The 15,658-nt window shown below is 63.8% G+C and carries 12 protein-coding genes and 1 pseudogene; 4 read left to right on the top strand and 9 right to left on the bottom strand.

What is annotated here, in order from left to right; all coding sequences use genetic code 11:
• Positions 1 to 141: 141 nt before the first annotated feature.
• From MTX34_RS17420 to benA, 4 genes are read right to left on the bottom strand one after another with little or no spacing between them, the layout of a single operon-like run.
• Positions 142 to 2,844 carry a LuxR family transcriptional regulator gene (locus MTX34_RS17420; RefSeq protein WP_243596114.1) on the bottom strand — a complete coding sequence of 901 codons (2,703 nt, stop codon included), beginning with the start codon at positions 2,842 to 2,844 and terminating at the stop codon, positions 142 to 144.
• A gap of 60 nt (positions 2,845 to 2,904) precedes the next feature.
• Positions 2,905 to 5,619, bottom strand: a complete 2,715-nt coding sequence (benC, locus tag MTX34_RS17415) for a benzoate 1,2-dioxygenase electron transfer component BenC (RefSeq protein WP_243610235.1) — start codon at positions 5,617 to 5,619, stop codon at positions 2,905 to 2,907.
• 31 nt (positions 5,620 to 5,650) lie between these two features.
• Positions 5,651 to 6,190, bottom strand: a complete 540-nt coding sequence (benB, locus tag MTX34_RS17410; RefSeq protein ID WP_094716955.1) for a benzoate 1,2-dioxygenase small subunit — start codon at positions 6,188 to 6,190, stop codon at positions 5,651 to 5,653.
• Between the two features lies 1 nt (position 6,191).
• The gene (gene benA, locus MTX34_RS17405) at positions 6,192 to 7,577 is read right to left on the bottom strand and encodes a benzoate 1,2-dioxygenase large subunit (protein ID WP_243610234.1); all 1,386 of its coding nucleotides are present in this window, start codon (positions 7,575 to 7,577) and stop codon (positions 6,192 to 6,194) included.
• A gap of 207 nt (positions 7,578 to 7,784) precedes the next feature.
• On the opposite strand from benA, the gene MTX34_RS17400 reads away from it, so the two are divergent.
• Genes MTX34_RS17400 through catC form a run of 4 tightly spaced genes read left to right on the top strand, consistent with a single transcriptional unit; the run spans position 7,785 to position 11,014 of the window.
• Positions 7,785 to 8,714, top strand: coding sequence for a LysR family transcriptional regulator (locus MTX34_RS17400; protein WP_243610233.1), 930 nt, complete (start codon positions 7,785 to 7,787; stop codon positions 8,712 to 8,714).
• Positions 8,711 to 9,814 carry a mandelate racemase/muconate lactonizing enzyme family protein gene (locus MTX34_RS17395; protein ID WP_243610232.1) on the top strand — a complete coding sequence of 368 codons (1,104 nt, stop codon included), beginning with the start codon at positions 8,711 to 8,713 and terminating at the stop codon, positions 9,812 to 9,814. Before MTX34_RS17400 ends, MTX34_RS17395 begins: the two co-directional genes overlap by 4 nt.
• Before the next feature lie 43 nt (positions 9,815 to 9,857).
• Positions 9,858 to 10,724 (top strand): catechol 1,2-dioxygenase, encoded by an 867-nt coding sequence (gene catA, locus MTX34_RS17390; RefSeq protein WP_243610231.1) that lies wholly within the window; start codon positions 9,858 to 9,860, stop codon positions 10,722 to 10,724.
• 5 nt (positions 10,725 to 10,729) lie between these two features.
• A complete protein-coding gene (gene catC, locus MTX34_RS17385; RefSeq protein WP_243610230.1) occupies positions 10,730 to 11,014 on the top strand; it encodes a muconolactone Delta-isomerase in 285 nt (94 codons plus the stop codon).
• Positions 11,015 to 11,291: 277 nt separating this feature from the next.
• Here the strand turns inward: catC and MTX34_RS17380 are convergent.
• The 5 genes and pseudogenes from MTX34_RS17380 to MTX34_RS17360 all read right to left on the bottom strand — a co-directional run.
• Positions 11,292 to 11,591, bottom strand: a pseudogene (locus tag MTX34_RS17380) (hydroxypyruvate isomerase); the annotation flags it as partial.
• A 419-nt stretch (positions 11,592 to 12,010) separates the two neighbouring features.
• Positions 12,011 to 12,940 (bottom strand): VWA domain-containing protein, encoded by a 930-nt coding sequence (locus MTX34_RS17375; RefSeq protein WP_243610229.1) that lies wholly within the window; start codon positions 12,938 to 12,940, stop codon positions 12,011 to 12,013.
• Positions 12,941 to 13,009: 69 nt separating this feature from the next.
• The gene (locus tag MTX34_RS17370; protein WP_243610228.1) at positions 13,010 to 13,945 is read right to left on the bottom strand and encodes a MoxR family ATPase; all 936 of its coding nucleotides are present in this window, start codon (positions 13,943 to 13,945) and stop codon (positions 13,010 to 13,012) included.
• Entirely contained in the window at positions 13,942 to 14,775 is an 834-nt protein-coding gene (locus tag MTX34_RS17365; RefSeq protein WP_243610227.1) for a mycofactocin-coupled SDR family oxidoreductase, read from the bottom strand. The genes MTX34_RS17370 and MTX34_RS17365 overlap by 4 nt, the downstream gene beginning before the upstream one ends.
• 11 nt (positions 14,776 to 14,786) lie before the next feature.
• Positions 14,787 to 15,608, bottom strand: a complete 822-nt coding sequence (locus MTX34_RS17360) for a mycofactocin-coupled SDR family oxidoreductase (protein WP_243596104.1) — start codon at positions 15,606 to 15,608, stop codon at positions 14,787 to 14,789.
• Positions 15,609 to 15,658 lie beyond the last annotated feature (50 nt).

Raw genomic sequence — 15,658 nt, 5'->3', positions numbered from 1 at the left:
TTCGGTCAGGGAGTACCGCATGGAAGCTGAATCGGCGCTGATGGCCGAGCGGGTGGGATAACTGTCCCAATCTGTGCGCCATGTCACACCAGGGCTTTGCCTAGTGCTTACCTCGACATTGCGAAACTTGTTGTGCTCCAATCATGTTGTCGAGGATTCGTCGGTCGGACGGGCAGCGGCCAATTCGGCCCTGGAACGGATGCCCATCTTGGCGTACACGCGGGTGAGATGGAACTGAACAGTCTTGACCGACAGGAACAATTCGGCGGCGACCTCGCGATTCGTCATTCCGGTGGCGACCAGGCTCGAGACGGCGTCCTCCTGGGGGGTCAATGCATCGTGAGCTCTGTCCTTCAGAACGGCGTGTACGCCACCGGCTTTGAGTTCACGGTCGCACCGTCGTACGTACGTGGTGGCACCCAATGCCAGATAGCCCTCGCGTGCCGCGCTGACCACGGCATCGGCCTCGCGTCGTTTCCCGGCTCTGCGCAGGGTCTGCCCATAGGCATAGTTGACTCGGGCGCGGTCGTACATCAGGGGCAGCGGTGCCAACGAGGCCAAGGCGTCCTCGAATGATGCTCGGGCAGAATCGAGATCACCCATTGCGCCGTGCAGTCGGCCACGAGCACAGGCAAGGCGGGCGTGTGCGGAGCGATGACCACGATCACGCACTCTGGCCTCGTGTGGAATCAGAAATTCGTGCGCCTCGTCGAGTCGGCCCTCGACAATCAACGCATTGGCGTACACATCGGGCCACGCCCAGAAACCGGGTTCGGATACGTCGAACTGAGCCCACTGCTCGGTCAACGGGGCAAGGGCGCGCAGAACCCCGGCATAGTCGGCTCGAGCCTCAGCGATGGCCGCACGACCGAGAGCCGATGGCACCCTCATGATTTCGTAGTCACGTGCGCCGGAATCACCGCGGTGTGCGCTGGTTGCGGCGGCCACCCAGTCTCCGCGGAGCGCGTGGATCTGAGTCGCGGTCCACTGGAGCAGCGGAACGATCAATGCGGCACCGGAACGGTCGGCCAGGTCGGAACCAGCTCCCACCAACCGAAGCGCCGCATCCCACTCGCCGGTGACGAAATAGATGCGCGCCAGCCAACCGTGAGCCCACAACGAGATTCGCGTCGAACCGCCGAGGAAGTCGGTGGGTGCTGCGGCTTCGAGTTCCGAGCGTGCGAGATCGATGTGGTCCGTTGCGAAGTGGAGCCAGCCCGCACCCATCTGCACCCGTTGTCCGACGGCCCCGGTACTGGCGTGACCCCACAGGTCTCGGTAGCTGCTCAGCGCTTCCGCGACACGCCCCGTGCCCGCCAGACCGAGGCCTCGAATGGACTGCGCCTCCACCGCGGTTGCGTGGTCGGCTCCGACGAGTTCGACTGCGCGATCGGCCCACAGCACGAGGTTGGCGCCGTCGCAGCGCGCCAAATTGTGCAGTACCTGCCGATGACAGATCACAGCGGCCACCTCGGGGTCGTGCCGCGTCCGTACCAGTTGCCATGCCCGGGTGAGTCGAGCTTCGGCCTCGTTGGGGCGCCCGCGCAGGATGGCCAGATAGCCGAGTACGGCATTGCGCGTGGGGGTTTCGCGGAGACTTTCGATCTCGGCGATGTAGTCCGACGCCGTCCGCATGTCACCGGCGCCGATGAGGGCGTCCACCGCGCGAACGAGCCGATCCTCGCGCGCATGCGGTTCCTGGGTCGATCGACTCGACAGAAGGTACAGCCTTGCCGCCGTGGCCCATTCGCCGATTCCTGCACGTGTCGCTGCGAGTGCGTCCAAGCGGTCCGAGACCAGTGGATCGGGCAGTGGCGACGCGTGGACCAGGTGCGCCAGCTGATCGGCCGGATCGGCCTCGGCTGCTGCAGCGGCTCGATGCACCTGCGCGCGCTCGACCCTGCCCATCGTCGCGAGCACCGCGGCGCGGATCGTTGGATCGTGAACCTCGAGGATGGTCGCCGCGGAGCTGCGTCGGACGGTCACCAGGGCACATTGTTCGGCGAGATCGACAGCAGGCCAGGGATCGTCGATGCCGGCGACCTCGCACACCGTGGTCAGCGGTCGGCCGTCTTCGAGAACGGTGGCAGCCGAGACCAGACGCCGAGCATCGTCGGTGCAGAGAGCGAGAGCGGTCCGAACGTCTGCTTCCACGAAGGCGGGCGCAGGTAGGTCGGGGCGAACGCCCTTCCATGTCTCGCGCGGCACCTCGTCCAGCAGCGCAACGGCGTGCCGAGGACGTCCGCCGGTGTGACGTGTCAGGTGAGCAGCCGAGGACGGTGACAGGATGATCCCCTGAAGTGCTGCGAGTTCGGCTACGGCCGACACCGTCAGCGACGGTACCGCCACGGACAGGTCGGCAGCGCGATCGAGAACCCGGTGCGACTCGACACAGCCGTCGGGCAAAGGCTTTCGAGTACATACGACCGCGAGTCTCGCGGATCGATGGTGCCGAACGGCGGAGGCGAGGGCACGGAGCGAGTCCGGGTCACAGTCGTGCGCGTCGTCGATCAGCAGGATCGTCACGCCGTCCGTCGACAAAGCGTCGGCGATGCGGTGTCCCCACTCGACCGGGTTCGTCCCATCGATCCGGACTCCCGGGACGAGTTGCATGACGAGGCCGAACGGCACCTGTGTTTCCCACGGCACCGAAGCTGCACGGCGCACGACCGTGTGCTCCCCCTCGCTGCCGACCGTCCGTTCGACTTCACGCAGAATCGACGATGCTCCGATGCCTGCCGGGCCGGTCAGCACTACGAAAGCCGACGTCGTCGCCGAGGCTTCGACCGCCCGAATCAGGACGTCCAGCAGTTCACCGCGGCCGATCAACGGTGAAGGGGACATGACGTCACCGTATCCGTGGTGCGCGAGTGCGTCCGGCGATCGAACCAACACGGTCATGACTCAGCCCGGGTCGCCGCCGGCCACCGGGAGCACGGTGCCGGTGATGTACGACGCCTCGTCGGAGGCGAGGAAGCAGATCGCTGCGGCTTGCTCGTCGAGAGTTCCGTAGCGCTTGAGCAGTGACGACTCCACAGTCTGGTCGACAATCGCCTGGTACCAATCCTTTTCCTGTTCCGTCGACGGCGCGGGCCCACGAGCGACGCGTCGCGGCGGTGCGTCGGTACCACCGGGGGCCGTGGCGACCACTCGAACACCGTGCGGAGCCGCCTCGAGAGCCAGAGTCGCCGTGATGGCGTTGACGCCCCCTTTCGCGGCTGCGTAGGGGACCCGGTGGATGCCGCGGGTGGCGACCGAGGAGACGTTGACGATGGTGCCGGCACCGCGTTCGATCATGTGCGGGATCACCGCGCGGCAGGACCACAGGGTCGGGAACAGCGACCGGGAGATTTCCTTCTCGATCTGCTCCGGCGGGTACTCGGCGAACGGTTTGGCCCAGATGGTGCCGCCGACGACGTGAATGGACACATCGACGCGTCCGTACGCGGTGAGTGCAGCGTCCACCACCGACGAAGCACCCTTCCAGGTTTCTAGGTCGGCGATCACTGGCGTGGCCTCGACATCGTCTTGCCGAAATTCCTCGGTGAGAGATTCGACCAACTCGGACCGGTCGGCCAGAATCAGTGCTCCGCCTTCGGCTCCGATCCGTCGGGCCACGAATTCCCCGATGCCCTGGGCCGCGCCGGTGATCAGCACGACCTTGCCTGCGAATCGACCTGGGCTGACGAACTTGGGTCTCTTGTTCGTCCGGGATTCGTGCATGGCGCGTTTCATCGTCGCCTTCGAACGGTCGGCGTGATCGGCGATCAATGTCCGTGCGCGCTCGCGATCCCCGGCCTCGAACGCGTCGACGATGTCCAAGTGGTCCTGAGCGCAGAGCGGATCGCACCAGGTCGCGTTGCGCAACACGTCCTCCATGGCAGCCTTGACGCCGAGAGCCCGATAGGCCTGCAGCAGATGCTCGTTGCCTGTTTGTGTGAAGAGGTAGTCGTGAAAAGCAGCGTTGGTCTCGGTGTACGCGGCGGCATCGACGAACCGATCGCCGTCGACGTAGCGAGTGGTGGTCTCGGCCAACAGCCGGTATCCGGAGATCTGCTGCGAGGACAGTCGGCCGATCACGAGTTCGAGGGCACCGAGTTCGAGAGCGCGCCTGGCCTCGAACACTGCGTCCGACTCGTGTACCGAGGGATGCTCCTCGCCGATCTCGTACCCCGAACTCGAAGCCGGGGCAGGTTCGGGACTGCGTGCGACGAGCGGCTCGATATCCCGTGAAGGCCAGATGCGCTGCGCTGCAACGGAGTGTGCCTCCGGTGTCTGCAGCAGATCGGCGCTCTCGTCCAATCCGACCCGACCGGCAGTGGACCCGGCCACGGCGATGCGCTGACCGGCGATCTCGCGCAGGGTGTCTGCCTCCTCTGTTGCCGACATGCCGGTGCCGTGCGAGCGCAGAGGCTCCGCCACCCGACTGCCGAACACGGCTCGTCCGAAGATGCTCCTGCCATCGACAGCGGGTTCGAGGTCGGCCGATGCCGCAGGTATGACGTCGGCATCGGCTGTGCCGACTGCCGCGTCGATGGTCGATGTCCGGTCGTCGTTCGCCAGAACCGCTGTTGCAGAATCGGTGTCGTCGTCGAGACTCTCCTTCGCAGCTGCCGAGGACGGCGCGAACTTCTCGTAGTAGAAGCCGGTCGGTTCGATGCCTGCCTCGGTGAAGTGCGTTCGGACGGCCTCCACCATGGGAGGCGGCCCACACAGGTACACCGCGACATCGCCGCTGTTGAGATGCGCTTCGGTCAACAGAGCAGTGACGTATCCTTTGTTGGCAGCGGTGGTAGAGGGGTCCGAAACACAGTGATCCCACGTGAATCCATCCAATGTCGAGGCCAAGCCAGCGAGCTCGTCCAGCTGGACGACATCGTCGTCGGTGCTGGCGCCGTACACGAGATGCACGGAACGAGAGCTCGATTCGGCCGCCATCGTACGCAGAATCGACAGGATGGGAGCCAATCCGGTGCCGCCGGCCAACAGCAGCGCAGGTCGCTGAGCCTCGCGCAGAAAGAAACTGCCGTGTGGGCCGGTGAACGAGATCTTGTCGCCCACGGCCGCGGTGTCGCTCAGGTAGGTGGACATCAGTCCGCCCGGGGTGAGCTTGACCAGAAACTCCAACTCCTCCGATCCGGAGACGCAACTGAAGGAGTAGGACCGGGTTTCCTCTGAGCCGGGGACGGTGATGTTGACGTACTGACCGGGGAGGAAGGCGAGCGTGCCAGCTGCCGGTGCCTCGACAGCGAGCCTGACCGTCGTGGGAGAGAGTTTCTCCACGGCGGCCACGACCGTGTCATGCGTCGCCGCTTGGGTTTTGGCCACCGCCGAGGTGCTGGCAATCTGCAGCACCAGATCGGAAGTGGGCTTCATGCTGCAGGGCAGACAGTAGCCCTCGTCCGATTCCGACTGCGAGAGCGCGTCGTCGAGGTAGGTACCGCCGTCGTACTCACCGGATTCGCACAGCGCCTTGCAGGTGCCGCAGGCACCGTCCCGGCAGTCGAGAGGAATGTTGATCCGCGATCGGTAGGCGGCGTCGGCGACGGTCTGTTCATCCTCGCAGGTGATGAAGCGGGTGACGCCGTCCTCGAAGGACAGTGCGACGGAATGACTCACGATGGAACTCCTCGGGATTACGGCCGGTCGATCAGAAGTGATAGATGTCGACGACGTGGTGGATGTAGTCGTTCTTCAGCACCACGGTCTTGCGCCGGATGAGTGGCGAGTCGCCGGAGAAGTCGATCGTGTAGAACGAGGTTCCGTAGTACGGATCGATGGTCTTGTAGCGGAAGTACATCGTGTGCCAATTGAATCGCACGTCGACGATATCTCCCCGACGCTCGATCACCTCGACGTTGCTGATGTTGTGACTGGTTCTAGGCTCCGGTATCGATGTGGCACTGGACCGTTCGGTCCGGATGCGGAACACGCGGTCTTCCAGCCCACCTTTGTTCTCGTAGTAGATCAGCGAGATGTCGGTCTGGGGATCCTCGGTGAGCAAGTCGTTGTCGTCCCAGCAGGGCATCCAGTATTCGACGTCGTCCGCGTAGCACGTGAGCCACTTCTCGAACTCGCGATCGTCGAGGTAGCGCGCTTCGCGGTAGAGGAACTGCTCGATGGACGTCTGGGTGATCAGGCGCGACGAGGCAGCCTGTGCGGCGTCGGTGTTGTCGACGGTGGCAGTCATGTCAGACCCCCTGTGCTGCAACGGGTGCGGAGTCGGCTGCGCGCTGCTTGTCGAGGGCAGCGAGCAGGGTCTTGCGCCAGTAGCCGTGTTGGACGGGGAACAGGCCCTCGTCTTCGTTCTTGACGCCTGCAGATATGACACCGGGCATATCCAGTGCCTCGGCGACCGGGTCGGGGCCGGTGAGCCAGTGCTCCGCGCCGCGGCTCATGTCGTTCCACGGCGCATTGGTTGCCTGGAACGTCAGCTGGCACGAGCGGAACTCTTCCAGGTCATCGGGTGTCGCCATGCCGGAAGCGTTGAAGAAGTCCTCGTACTGCCGGATCCGATGTGCCCGAGCCTCTTTGCTCTCACCCTTGGGTGCGATGCAGTAGATGGTGACCTCGGTCTTGTTCGGCGCGATCGGCCGGAAGTGCCGGATCTGCGTGCTGAACTGATCCATCAGGTAGACGTTCGGGTACAGGCACAGGTTGCGTGAACCCTTCACCATGAATTCGCCCTTGGCGTCGCCGAACTTCTCCTTCAGTGCGTCCATCTGGTCCCACAGCGGGCGGTCCTGGGGGTTTGCCGCCCAGGTCCACAGGCAGAGATGGCCGTTGGGGTACGACCAGTAGCCGCCGCCCGACTTGCCCCAGCCGCCGGCGTCGAGCGCCTTGGTGGTGTTCTTGGATTCGCCGTTGTTTCGGCGCGAGGTGGTCGCGGCGTAGTTCCAGTGCACGGCACTGACGTGATAGCCGTCGGCCCCGTTCTCCGCCTGCACTTTCCAGTTTCCGTCGAAGGTGTACGACGAGGATCCGCGCAGAACTTCGAGTCCGTCGGGAGACTGGTCGACGAGCATATCGATGACCTTCGTCGTGTCACCGAGATGCTCGGCGAGGGTCGAGACGTCGTCGTTCAGGCTCGCGAAGAGGAAGCCGCGGTAGCTCTCGAAACGGGGGACCTTGGTGAGGTTGTGCGATCCGTCGACGTCGAATGTGTCGGGGTAGCCGGCACCGTCGGGGTCCTTGACCTTGAGCAACGTGCCGTCGTTGCGGAACGTCCAACCGTGGAACGGACAGGTGAGCGTGGTGCGGTTGTCGGTTTTGCGTCGGCACAGCATCGCACCGCGGTGCGCGCAGGCGTTGATGAGGCAGTGCAGCTCGCCGTCCTTGTCCCGGGTGATGACAACGGGCTGTCGCCCCATGTGCACCGTGAAGTAGTCGCCGTTGTTCGGGAGCTGACTCTCGTGGGCGAGGTATATCCAGTTGCCCTCGAAGATGTGCTTCATCTCGAGCTCGAAGACCTCCTCGTCGGTGAAGATGCTCCGATTGGCGCGGTAGATGCCGGCAGCGACGTCGTCGATCACCGCTCCGTCGATCGTGTTCTGTACGTGATCCAGCATGTCGGTCATATCGGGTTCCTCCAGGCGCTTCGAGTTCGATTACAAGCGACTGTGTCAGGGAGTGGCTGTCGTCACACCAGGGCTTTGCCTAGGCCCAACCTGGGTGACCATTGATCGCTGTCACTTATCAATCAGCGCAAAATAGGTCTTTGTCAACGATGGATTGCAGCCCTACTGTGGTCAGGGTCACCCCACCACGCACAGAAAGGTTCGGTCATGGAACTTCGGCACCTGTACCACTTCGTGGCCGTGGCCGAGACTCGGCACTTCGGCCAAGCCGCTGCGCGGCTGCATCTGGCTCAGCCGGCGTTGTCTCAATCGGTTCGCCAGTTGGAGGCCGAGCTGGGTGTGACACTGCTGGCCAGAACGACCCGTCAGGTGAGCCTGACTCCGGCAGGCGAGTTCTTCTATCGAGAGACACTTCGCAACCTGGACAATCTGGAGCAAAGCGCGCGAGGAGTGCGCAGGATCGCCGATGGCCGATACGGGTTGGTACGCATCGGCTTCACCGGTACTGCGGCCTTCGATCAACTGCCTCCGATAGCGCGTGCGATCAAGCAGAGACTCCCCGGTATCGCCCTGGAAATTCACGGTGACCTGCTCACCCCCGCGCAGGTGGACGGTCTTCGCTCGGAACATCTGGCCGTTGCGGTTCTGCGGCCACCTGTCGCGGGCGACGATCTCGTGCTGCGGAAGATCACCACCGAATCGTTGGTGCTCGCACTGCCCGTCGATCACCGATTCTCCACCGAACCGGCGCTCGACGTCGCCGACCTCGCGTACGAGGACTTCGTCATGTACGCCGACACGCATTCGGTGGTTAACGAAGCTGTGGTGACGAGCTGTCGCGCCGCGGGCTTCAGCCCGAGGCGCGAACACGAGGCCCCGGACACCTCGGTGCTGCTCGCGCTCGTCGCGGCCGGGTTGGGCGTTGCGTTGGTTCCCGAATCCGTCCGCGCCCTGCAGTTGACCGGCGTCGTGTTCCGCGATATCGCCGGCGCGAGCACTATCGATCTGGCGTTGGCCTGGTGCCGAGATCGGCCGTCGGCGCTCGTCGATGCGCTCGTCGGTGCCCTCGAGGACGCAGGAGTGCTCCCTCGGCTCGAACCATCCGTTCCGTCTGCTCAGCTGAAGGACATGTCATGAAGATCGTCGCAGTCGATGCGATCCCCTACTCGATCCCGTACCGAAAGCCGCTGAAGTTCGCCAGCGGCGAGGTCAGCGCGGCCGAGCACGTACTCGTTCGGGTACATACCGACGACGGCATCGTCGGTGTCGCCGACGCTCCACCGCGTCCGTTCACCTACGGGGAGACGCAGCGCGGGGTGGTGGCGGTGATCGAGACGCTGTTCGCGCCGGCCGTCATCGGCCTTCCGCTCACGTCCCGTGAGATGGTCAACGCGAAACTTGCTCGTACAGTCGGTAATCCGGTGGCAAAGTCGGCAGTGGACATGGCGATCTGGGATGCCCTCGGGCAGACTCTGGACCTACCGGTCACCGAACTTCTCGGCGGCTACACCGACCGCATGAGGGTGAGCCACATGCTCGGATTCGATTCGCCCGCAGCAATGGTGGACGAAGCGACCAGAATGCGCGAGACGTACGGAATCGAGGTCTTCAAGGTCAAGGTCGGCCGTCGTCCCGTCGATCTGGACACCGCCGTCGTACGCGCTCTCAGAGAAGGACTGGGCGACAGCGCCGAACTCTACGTCGACGGCAACCGCGGGTGGACCGCAGCAGAGTCTGCACGTGCCATGAAGGACATGGCCGACCTGGGGCTGACGCTGGCCGAGGAATTGTGCCCCGCCGACGACGTACTCGGTCGCCGCTGGCTCGTCCAACAACTCGACATCCCCTTCGTGGCAGACGAATCCGCGACCACCCCGGCCGAGGTCACCCGAGAGATTCTCGGTGGTTCCGCAACCGCGGTGAGCATCAAGACTGCGCGCACCGGATTCACGACGTCCCAGCGGATCCACCATCTGTGCGAGGGACTCGGCGTAGACGTGGTGATGGGGAACCAGATCGACGGCCAACTCGGCACGGCCTGCACCGTCGCCTTCGGTGCTGCCTTCGACCTCACTTCACGCCGCGCCGGGGAACTCTCGAACTTCCTCGACATGAGCGACGACCTCCTGACCGAGAGCCTCGTCATCCGCGACGGCGAACTGCACGTACTGCCCGGCTCCGGCCTCGGCGTCCGTATCGATCCCGACAAACTCGCGAAGTACCGAACCGACCACTGATCTTCAGCCCCGAAGAGCACAACTTTCACCCAAGGAGTTCTCCATGAGCATCGACCACGCCCCCTCGACAGACTCGGCCACCGAAGTGGCCACCGCGGCCGCGTCGGGCGCGAACGCCACCGAGCGTTTCACGTCCGACAAGCAGGCAGCCGCGAACACCCCGCCCGAGCGCGTCAGTGCGCTTGCTCGTCAGGTCATTTCGGCAGTCCACGACACCATCCGTGAGCACAAGGTCACCTACGACGAGTACAACGCACTCAAGGCATGGCTGATCAACGTCGGTCAGACCGGCGAGTGGCCACTGTTCCTCGACGTCTGGGTAGAACACGTCGTCGAAGAAGTTGCCGGTGAAACCCGCGAGGGCAGCAAGGGCACCATCGAGGGCCCGTACTACGTCCCTAACGCGCCCGAGCTCGGATCCGCAGCAATCCTGCCCACCCGCGACGGCGAGCAGGGCACACCGCTGTTGTTCCAAGGTCAGATCACGAGCGTCGACGGCAGCCCGCTGCCGCACGCGGTCATCGAAATCTGGCACGCCGACTCGGACGGCTTCTACTCGCAGTTCGCCCCTGGCATCCCCGAGTGGAACCTCCGCGGCACGGTCACCGCGGACGATCAGGGCCAGTTCTGGATTCACACGATGAAGCCTGCGCCGTACCAGATCCCGACGGACGGTGCCTGCGGCAACCTCATCTCCGCGGCCGGCTGGCACCCGTGGCGTCCAGCACACCTGCACCTCAAGGTTGCGGCTGCCGGACATCAGCAGATCACCACGCAGCTCTACTTCCCCGGCGACGCGCACAACGACGACGACGTGGCCAACGCCGTCAAGCCCGAACTCATCCTCGATCCTCGTGAGGTCGACGGCGGCCAAGAAGTGACGTACAACTTCGTACTCGACAAGGCCTGATACACATGCTCTTTGCAGTGAAAATGGACGTCGCGCTGCCGCAGGACCTCGATGCGGACGTACGAACCGACACTCTCGCCAGAGAGAAGGCGTACTCGCAGCAGCTGCAGCGCGACGGTGAATGGGTGAGTATCTGGCGCATCGTCGGCCAGTACTCCAACCTCAGCATCTTCGACGTGCGCGACAACGAGCGGCTCCACGAGATTCTCTGGAATCTGCCGCTGTTTCCGTACATGAGGATCGATGTGAGCCCGCTGGCCCAGCACCCGTCGGACATTTCTGCGGTGTGAGACGACCCCGGACGCCGAGTCAGGACCTCGCCGGACCCTCTGTTCCAGCGATTCCGACACAGCGGGAAGAGGTATGTGTTCTCGCCGCACTCGAACGAAAAAGGCGGCTCCGAATTTCTTCGGAGCCGCCTTCCAAATGCAATCTGTCGGGCTGACAGGATTTGAACCTGCGACCACTTGACCCCCAGCTAGATCGACTAACTCTCGATGGCCCCACCCGGACCCACCACATAGCGCTGAGCAGGCGTTATCGTCCGATGTATGGCAACGATTCCTAAAGTAGTGCGATGAGATTCCCTTCGCCGATCTTGGCGTGACGAAGATCGAGGTTCATCTTCAGGAATGGGCTGTCGACAGCCCGCATCAACGCGAGAGTGTCCGCGGCCTTGGCGAAAGGCGTCCCCGGATGGTCGACGGCGGCATTGAGATTCTCCAGCGTGAACACACGTCCCGCTTGTTCACCCAGTGCCGCGATCGAGCGCAGCGTCTGTACTGCGGTCGGCCACATCGTCGGCGTCACGACCTCCGCCGGGCGCACCACCCCGGACCTACGAGGCCGGCAGCCACGGCCGTCGAGATGTCCGCGACGGACCCTTCGGTGGGCGTACTGCGCGGTCGAAAACCTACCGGAGTTCACAGACATTCGTGCAGCGTCAGAACGTTGCTGAATTGATGTCTTCGACCAGCCGGGCCGGATAATGCAATCCGCATTGCACCGTTATCCGACGGCACATGGTTCTGAAGGGTCATCGAGAGTTCGAGATTCGTTGCATGAAGATCCGTTCGGCGAGAATGCTCCGACCCGTGGCACAGGCCTCGCACACAATCCCAACGAGCGATGTCATCGTGGTCGAACATCTGCCCGCCTGGCTTGCGTGCGACGAGCCAATGAAGGACGCAGGTATGCGTCGAACGTTTGATATCAGCCTCGATCACTCGTTCCGAATTTCCGAGCCGTTGCCCTCGGTGGTGTTCCAATCCGATTGGAGTCCAGTGTCAGCGACGCTCGCCCAGCAGTGCGCTCAGTGCGGGTCCGACGGCGCGGTAGGTGTCGATCGTTCGAATTCGACCGTGTCCGATTCGCGCGAGATCGCGACCGAGGTCGACGTCGTTCTCTCCAGACGTGTCCAGGAGAACGTCGAGGCGCGGAATCCTGGACGCGGTGAGGCGCGGATCGGGGCCGGCGTTGTGCACGCAATCAGACAGGAGTAGTACCCGCGAGTCGGGGACGGAGACGGTGCGTAACAAGCCGACCGCGGTTTCCAGTGCGAACTGGACGTTGGTCAGCCCCTGTGCCGGGATGCGGAGAACGGTGTCGAGAATTCCGAGCGGTGTTTTCGGGTCTCCGAAACGGGTGAGTACGGCCGCATCGGACCAAAATGCGACGACGGCCAGGTTGTCCCGGGTCATCTCGCCGGCAAGCGCGCCGACGGTTGCAGCCGCCGTCCGTACCCGTTCGCCTTTCATCGACCCAGAAATATCGACGACCAGCACGATGGAACGCTTGGTGTGCAGGCGTTCTCGGACGACGATGTCGTCGTCCTCGGGTATCGGATTGGCTGCCAACACGTCGAGCGTGTGGTCGAGATCGACCTCGTCGCTGCCGCCGCGGTAGCGCAGCGACGTCAGTTCGCCGACGCCGCGTCGCGCGCGAATGTCGAGGCGCGGACGTCGAACCGACAGGCGGGCAGCGATCGTGCGCGCGCGGGCTCGTGTCGCTGCGTCGGCGGCAGACTCCTCGTCGGTAGCGTCCTTCAACGGAATCGTTTCGGCCGACTCCTCGGTGATTCCCGGGGCAGACGGGTTGTTTTCGCCTGACGCCTTACCCGGCCTGCTGCGGCCCTGTGCTGTCAAGACCGCCCCGTTGCCACCACCGGGACGAAACAGCGACGGTGGCGTGGTCAGCTGTTTTGGCCTGCGTCGCAACGGTTTCAGCGTCCGCGAGGTGATGCGCGTTCCGGGCTTGCCTACCGGCGAGTCGGCGTCGACGGCTCTTCAACCGGGGGCGGCCGCGGCGGGGCGGAGAACGAAGTAATCCTGCCAGATGGTGAACAGGATCATTTCCGGTGTGGCGTCCGATGTCTCGTCGACGTGGATGCGCCCGGACAGTGCCACGTACATCGCATCGAGCATCGACTGCTGATAGTCCTCGGGCAAGTTGCGGGGCGGATCGACATCGGAGTCCACGGGAATCGTCACCTCCCGTAGATCAGCGAGCTGCTGGGCGACGAGCGTGAGATCGATCGCCCCGCGTACGCTGCTGCCCTGGATGATGTCCTCATGTTCCCGGGTCATCCGCGTTATCGCCACCGCGTCTGCGACGAGGCGGAACGAGTCCGATTCTGTTCGGAGAGCAACAATTCCGCGTTCGGCCTCGGCATCCTGGTACCCGATGGCAAGGCGACACAGCCGGTCGTGGACGCTCGTGGAAAGACGAGTTGTGCCGACGTTGTCGTACGGGTTCATCGACGCTACGACGCGGAACGTCGGGAGTGCGTGGACCGTCCCCACTCGGGGGATCGCGATACGTCGTTCCGCCATCGCGGTGAGCAGCGTGTTGAGGGTGTCTTCGGGTGCGCGGTTGAACTCTTCGATGTAGAGAAATCCGCCAGTCCGCATCGCCTCGATCAGCGGGCCCGGCACGAAGTTGTCCTCACTGTAATCCTCGCGCAGTACGCGAGCGGGGTTGTGATGTCCGACAATTCGCGCAGGCGTCAGATCGGCGTTGCCCTCGACGAAGAGCAGCGGGATATTCCATTCGGCCGTTATCGCGCCGAGCAGAGTGCTTTTGCTGGTGCCGGGCGGGCCCTCGATGAGGAGGTCTCGACCGGCCGCGACTGCCGCCAGAAGCAGGTCGAGTTCACGATCACGACCGACGACGCGCGCCGCGATTCGCTGCCGTACCTCACCGATCGACAATGTTGCGCTCATTTGATCGTGTACCCCGCATCCACGGGAAGTGTCGCGCCGGTGATGTAGCGGGCGTCGTCCGAGACGAGGAAGGCGATCGCGTTGGATATGTCGATCGCTTCCACCCACGGAATCGGTAGGACATTCGTCGTCGCGAAGATTGCTTCTGCCTTCTCGCGAGTCGGATTCGGATCGTCCGGAAGAAACAGCCCCCAGGTTTTTTGGTTCTGAATCATAACCGTATCGACGCCGGTCGGATGGACGGTGTTCACGCGAATGCTGTACTGCCCGAACTCGTTCGCCAGCGCGCGCATGATGCCGACGACCCCGTGCTTGGTGGCGGTGTAGTGCACCGTGTTGGGCGTTCCTTTGAGACCTGCCGTCGAACTGGTCAATACGATCGAACCGCCGCGACCGCCGGAGATGAGATGCGGTAGCGCGGCACGGCATGTGTTCCACACACCCGTCAGATTGACGTCGATCATGTTCTGCCAGGCATCGTCGGTGATATCGAGAGCCGGTGCGATCTCGAAGACGCCGGCGTTGCCGAGGACGATGTCGAGGCGACCGAGTTCGGCGACGCCGCCGTCGACGGCCCTGCGCAATGCTGCGGAGTCCCGAACGTCGGCCTTGGTGGCGACGATGCGGCGGTCGAGCGCCTCGACCTGCCTCACCGTCTCGGCAAGGTCGGCTTCCGTTGCGGGCGGATACATTTCGATGGTGTCGACCACATCGCACAGATCGACGGCGATGATGTCGGCACCTTCCTGTGCGAGCCGCAGCGCGTGGCTGCGGCCCTGACTTCGCGCGGCACCGGTGATGAAGGCTACTTTTCCGTCGAGCTTTCCCATGATCGATCGGCCTACTTCGCCAGGAAGCCCGCGTCGACCGGCAAGGTGACTCCGGTGACGTACCGGGCGTCGTCCGAAACCAGCCAGGCGATCGCGTTGCTGATGTCGAGTGCTTCGAGCATGGGGACTGGCATCAGGTTTCCGATCATCGAGGCAGCGTCTGCGTTCTCCGTCAGCCACGTCTGCATCACGTCGTTGATCACCATCGGCGTGTTCACGCCCGTCGGATGCACGGTGTTCACGCGAATCGAGTACTGGGCCAGCCAGTTCGCAAAGGTGCGCATGAGCCCGACGACCGCGTGCTTACTGGCGGCGTAGCCGTCGCCTGCGCCGGTGCCGTTGCCGCCCGCGCCCGACAGTCCTTGGGTCGAGCTCGTCAGGACGATCGCACCTCCCTGCCCTTTCTCGATCATGCTCGGCACGCCGACCTGCACCGTGTTCCACACCCCGAACAGGTTGACCTCGACAACGTCGCGGAACGTTGTCGCCTCGCTCACTGCTTTCGCGCCCTGCGGAGCTATACCGGCATTCGCCAGGATGATGTCGATCGGCCCGAGTTCGGCGACGGCACCGTCGACAACGGCTTTGAGTGCGTCGTAATCGCGAACGTCGGCTTCTCTGGCCACTATGCGGCGATCGAGCGCTTCCACCTCCTTCACGGTCTGCGCCAGATCCTCGGATGTGCTCATCGGATACGCGACCGTCTCGATCTGTCGGCAGATATCTATCGCAATGATGTCGGCACCGTCCTGCGCCAGCCTCAGAGCGTGACTACGCCCCTGGCCGCGTGCGGCACCGGTGATGAAGGCTACTTTTCCGTCGAGCTTTCCCATGATCGAACTTCCTTGTTCATCGTCGAAAACATCTCGGGCACAGAACGGTT

Source organism: Rhodococcus sp. ARC_M5 (genome assembly GCF_022810405.1).
GTDB classification, from domain to species: domain Bacteria; phylum Actinomycetota; class Actinomycetes; order Mycobacteriales; family Mycobacteriaceae; genus Rhodococcoides; species Rhodococcoides navarretei.
Note: the sequence above shows the minus strand (reverse complement) of the source record. Positions and strands in the feature narration are given on the sequence as shown.

Bases quoted from the DNA above. Each gene is read 5' to 3' on its own strand.
- MTX34_RS17420 (WP_243596114.1), bottom strand. From the start codon at position 2,844: ATGTCCCCTTCACCGTTGATCGGCCGCGGTGAACTGCTGGACGTCCTG.
- benB (WP_094716955.1), bottom strand. From the start codon at position 6,190: ATGACTGCCACCGTCGACAACACCGACGCCGCACAGGCTGCCTCGTCG.
- benA (WP_243610234.1), bottom strand. From the start codon at position 7,577: ATGACCGACATGCTGGATCACGTACAGAACACGATCGACGGAGCGGTG.
- MTX34_RS17400 (WP_243610233.1), top strand. From the start codon at position 7,785: ATGGAACTTCGGCACCTGTACCACTTCGTGGCCGTGGCCGAGACTCGG.
- MTX34_RS17395 (WP_243610232.1), top strand. From the start codon at position 8,711: ATGAAGATCGTCGCAGTCGATGCGATCCCCTACTCGATCCCGTACCGA.
- catA (WP_243610231.1), top strand. From the start codon at position 9,858: ATGAGCATCGACCACGCCCCCTCGACAGACTCGGCCACCGAAGTGGCC.
- catC (WP_243610230.1), top strand. From the start codon at position 10,730: ATGCTCTTTGCAGTGAAAATGGACGTCGCGCTGCCGCAGGACCTCGAT.
- MTX34_RS17370 (WP_243610228.1), bottom strand. From the start codon at position 13,945: ATGAGCGCAACATTGTCGATCGGTGAGGTACGGCAGCGAATCGCGGCG.
- MTX34_RS17365 (WP_243610227.1), bottom strand. From the start codon at position 14,775: ATGGGAAAGCTCGACGGAAAAGTAGCCTTCATCACCGGTGCCGCGCGA.
- MTX34_RS17360 (WP_243596104.1), bottom strand. From the start codon at position 15,608: ATGGGAAAGCTCGACGGAAAAGTAGCCTTCATCACCGGTGCCGCACGC.